This is a genomic window from Pedobacter sp. 01N416 (assembly GCF_056399685.1).
Genome location: NZ_JBFTRT010000577.1, coordinates 1 through 4,494, shown reverse-complemented (window position 1 = coordinate 4,494; position 4,494 = coordinate 1). Strand labels below are relative to the sequence as shown.

The following is a 4,494-nucleotide window of genomic DNA, read 5'->3' as shown; positions in this document are numbered from 1 at the left end:
TTGCTGTACAAACCCTTCGGTATTAAACCCGGTAGAGCGGAATAGCCCACAGCGAAGCGAGGACTATAAGCGATAACGGGACTGTTGTTTCAGAAGAACCTGTGTACGCCCATTTTCAAATTATTAAACAAGAAGTTTTATATATAAACTAAGACTCTGGTCTTCGGATTTCGGACTCCCTTTTATAACTCCTAAACCAGCTCCAAATTTTCATTTGTATTACACCTAAAAAAGCTTCCCTAAAAATACGGGTACTCATTTTTGATGTTCCTTCGGTACGGTCGGTGAAGATGATTGGAACTTCGACCACTTTGAAGCCAAATTTAATGGCGGTGAATTTCATTTCGATCTGAAACGCATAACCAACAAACTTAATTTTATTTAGTGGAATGGTTTCTAAGACAATTTTGCGGTAACATTTAAATCCGGCAGTAGCATCCTGAATGTTTATACGGGTAATCATACGTACATACATTGAAGCAAAATACGACATTAAAACCCTGCCCATTGGCCAATTTACCACATTTACACCCTTAACATACCTAGAGCCAATGGCTACATCAGCACCGTTTACACAGGCTTCGCGTAAGCGTGAGAGATCATCGGGGTTGTGCGAGAAATAGGCGAACCATCATCAATAATTAAAACATGAAAACGCTGTGTTAAAGAAAAAACCTTTCTAATGATTTTTTCGATATTTTCCTTCTCGTTGTAGGTGGGAATGATGACTAAACTATCTGACACGTTTGTTGTGGTTTTTAATAATGTAAGCTTCCTGTGTTTATATATTTATTACACTTTGCTTTTAGACTGCGAAAGTAAATATTTAATATGAAACCTTTATGAATTTTCATTAATAACCAATGATTCCTATTCTTGAACTTGTTTTATTAATAGTTTTATTGTTTTTAAAACTTGTCAGTCTGAGCGTAGTCGAAGACCTTGCCTAAATATTTTCAGCTGATTTCGCGGATCAATGCAGATTATCTTTCAAAATTTTCTGTTGGTCCGGATTTGTAATCCGGATCGTTGTCCTCCAGTTTTGTAATCTGGTTTAGCAGTTTTGCAAGGATTACAAATCCTAAGTTCATAAGACGGGATTTCAAATCCCGACTAGCTCTTGAAGTTGTTTTTAGCTTTTGCGGCTCAAACCAATATTCCTAAACCCGATCGGCGTGTAAAGCCCGAAGACTGAAGCATGAGGGCGAGGACTTGGAACAAGAGCGGGACAGCAGGCCTCCAAGAACCACTGTCCTTTCATTTCCAAATCTTACAGTATATCAATAAATAATCGTTTTATAGATTTCTTCCCGAACATTCGGGATCGAAATGACGATCCCTTTCTTACCTCACCTCTTGCATTAACTTTTTAACCAGTTGCGAGAAAATAATCAGCGCCAAACCCGCAATTAATGAATATAAAGCCAATGCTTTATAACCTTCGGTATAAGCCATTAATTTAGTTGGCAACGATGCATTATCAATACTCGACATTTCTGCGCCTAATTTTCCGGCAGCCAATTGTCCGAAAGCACTTGATAAAAACCAAAGGCCCATCATCATCCCGAACATTTTCTTTGGCGAAAGTTTAGTAATGATCGACATACCTATCGGGCCCAAACAAAGTTCGCCAAGGGTTAATAATAAATAGGCTAATGTAAATATATTTAACGAGCTAATGCCCTGTACATTGGCGAAGAACCTGGTGGCGTAAAACACGTAGAAACTCAAAGCCAGTAAAAGGAAGCCGATTCCGAATTTTACAACCGTGTTCGGTTCTATTTTACGTTTGTATAAACCTAACCACAAAATACCAACAATCGGACTAAAAACAATAACAAAGAACGAGTTAACGCTATTGTTTACCACATTCGGATCGATATTGAAAAAGAGGATTTTATGATCAAGATTGTCCTTCGCAAATAGCGATAATGAACCGCCACTCTGCTCAGATATGGCCATAAAAATGAAATAACAGAAGATAAAAACAAAAGCTGCCAGTAGTTTATACTGCGCTTTTTTATCTTTTATTTTAAAGGTTTCATACAAGAAATAAACCAGGGCAATAATGCCTATCGTGTACATGAAATAATCGGTAAAAGCCGTATTTTTTACCATGATATAAATCAGTGGAATACAAAGTATCGACCCTATGTAAACGACTATTTCCCATAACTGCTGTTTCGATTTTTTAAGATGCAGCAAAGGCGAATTCCCGATCGGGCCTAAATGTTTTTTTGTGAAAATGAATGTGCCCAAACCGAACATCATTACCAGTGCAGCAGACAAGAAACATAGGTGCCAACTGTAATACTTGCCAAGATAAATACACATGGCACCGCCCAATAATCCACCTACATTAATCCCTGCATAGAAAAGTCCATAACCCGCATCTCTGCGGTTGTCTTTCTCGTGGTATAATTCGCCAACCATTGATGAAACATTGGGTTTAAAGAAACCTGTTCCGATAATGGATAAGGTAATTCCAACATAAAACAGATCATGAGGAGAGAAGGCTAGGATTAAATTCCCGATAATCATCAATGATCCGCCCCAAAAAAGAGATTTTCTGAAACCTAAAATCTTATCGGCAAAAATACCACCTATAAAAGTAAAGGCATAAACAAAGGCTTGTATAGCACCGTACTGTAGGTTCGATTTTTGATCGCTTAAACCCAGTTGCTCAACCATAAAGAAAGCCAATACCCCGCGCATGCCGTAAAAACAGAAACGCTCCCACATTTCTACCAACGATAAATGCCAGAGCTGTTTCGGGTACTTTCCCTCAAAATTTTGAATATCTTCTATTGAAACTGTTTTTTCCATTAAATAGGTTTAAAAATTAAAAGCCCGATGGAGATCGGGCTTTATGTTAAATTTATTTTTTGATTAGTGAACGCCGTGCATCCATTTACGCAATATCGGACTTATAGCAAACATAATTAAGCCTGCAACAATAGGGATAATAGTAAATATTAAGAAGAAAATCGAAATGGAGTATTCTGAACTTATTTTGTCGATTAAGCCACCGGTAGTACCCGCTAACCAGTTACCAATCGCTGTACAGGTAAACCATACACCGAACATTAAACCTACCACTTTGGCCGGAGCTAATTTACTAACGTAAGATAATCCAACAGGCGAAACACATAATTCCCCAACGGTATGGAAGAAGTAAGCGAAAATTAACCAAAACATACTTACCTGTGCAGATGTAGCACCTTTTGCAATGTCCATACCTCCATAAGCCAATCCTGCGAAACCTACACCTACAAAAATTAAACCGAGTCCAAATTTTACAGGCCCACTTGGGTTAAATTTAGTTTCCCATATTTTAGACACAAATGGTGCAAGGGAAACAATAAAGAATGAATTTAAAATTCCAAACCATGAGGCAGGAACTTCTGTATTTAAAGCGGTAAATTCTTTTTCTACCTTCCAAATGGCTAATCCCCAGATGATTATGAAGCTTATTGCTGTGAAAATTATTGTGGCGGGATATTTTTTTGCGATTTTTGCCGCCAGGCTTAATAAAACAACAGTTACCGCAATGAGTGGGAAAATAGTAAGTATTGCATCAACCCATTTAAAAATTGTACTGGCATTTCCTGTCAAATTTCTCAGTGTATAATCTTTAGCAAAAATGGTCATTGAGCCGCCTGCCTGTTCAAATACCATCCAAAAGAAAATGGTAAAAATTGAAAATACAGCAACTACAGCTAGTTTTATTTACAGCAGCACCTAAAACACCAAAGATTTTCTGTCCGAAGTAAAACTGAAGCATTCCGAAAAACATAAATACCCCTGCTAATCCAAAACCCCAATGCCAACCCACTTTTTCGCCGATATAACCGCACATTAACATTCCTAAAAAGGCTCCAGAGTTAATGCCCATGTAAAAGATGGTGTAAGCAGCGTCTTTTTTATCGCTTGTAGATGGGTAAAGTTTTCCTACGATAGAAGAAATATTTGGTTTGAATAGTCCGTTTCCAGTAATTAATAAAAATAATCCCAAATAAAAGAAATTGGTATTTGAACCTTCTAACGCCATTGATATGTGTCCAATGGTCATAATTAAAGCGCCTAAGATAACAGCTTTCCTGTATCCGGTCAGTCGATCGGCAATTAAGCCACCAATTATTGGCGTTAAATATACTAAACCTGTGTACCACGCGTAGAGTTGTAAAGCCTCTGGCCTTGTCCAGTGCCAGCCACCTTTACTTATTTCGCTTACTAAGAATAAAACAAGTAATGATCTCATTCCATAGTAGCTAAATCTTTCCCACATTTCTGTGAAAAATAGCACAAAGAGGCCTACCGGGTGGCTAAATAATTTTTCTTTGGATACATTGTTACTGTCTAAGTGGAGATCTAGTTCCTTGCTATGGTCAATACTAATGGTTTCATTAGATGTTTGCATAAAACATTTGTTGGTTTTAGTTTATGAATTCAGAATTTGTGTGTTGTTTAAGCCAGTTAAGCAGGGCGCAATAT

Annotated in this window: 3 protein-coding genes and 1 pseudogene; all 4 read right to left on the bottom strand. The window is 37.6% G+C overall.

The annotated features are described in order from the left end of the window. Positions 1-148: 148 nt before the first annotated feature. The 4 genes and pseudogenes from AC1DND_RS23935 to AC1DND_RS23920 all read right to left on the bottom strand — a co-directional run bounded on the left by AC1DND_RS23935 (position 149) and on the right by AC1DND_RS23920 (position 4,420). Positions 149-744 (bottom strand): annotated as a pseudogene (locus AC1DND_RS23935) (glycosyltransferase). Between the two features lie 600 nt (positions 745-1,344). Further along, entirely contained in the window at positions 1,345-2,826 is a 1,482-nt protein-coding gene (locus tag AC1DND_RS23930; protein ID WP_477585076.1) for a peptide MFS transporter, read from the bottom strand. Between the two features lie 63 nt (positions 2,827-2,889). Continuing rightward, positions 2,890-3,678, bottom strand: a complete 789-nt coding sequence (locus AC1DND_RS23925) for a POT-type proton-dependent oligopeptide transporter (RefSeq protein WP_477585075.1) — start codon at positions 3,676-3,678, stop codon at positions 2,890-2,892. Further along, positions 3,668-4,420 carry a peptide MFS transporter gene (locus AC1DND_RS23920; protein ID WP_477585074.1) on the bottom strand — a complete coding sequence of 251 codons (753 nt, stop codon included), beginning with the start codon at positions 4,418-4,420 and terminating at the stop codon, positions 3,668-3,670. Before AC1DND_RS23920 ends, AC1DND_RS23925 begins: the two co-directional genes overlap by 11 nt. Between the last annotated feature and the right edge of the window lie 74 nt (positions 4,421-4,494).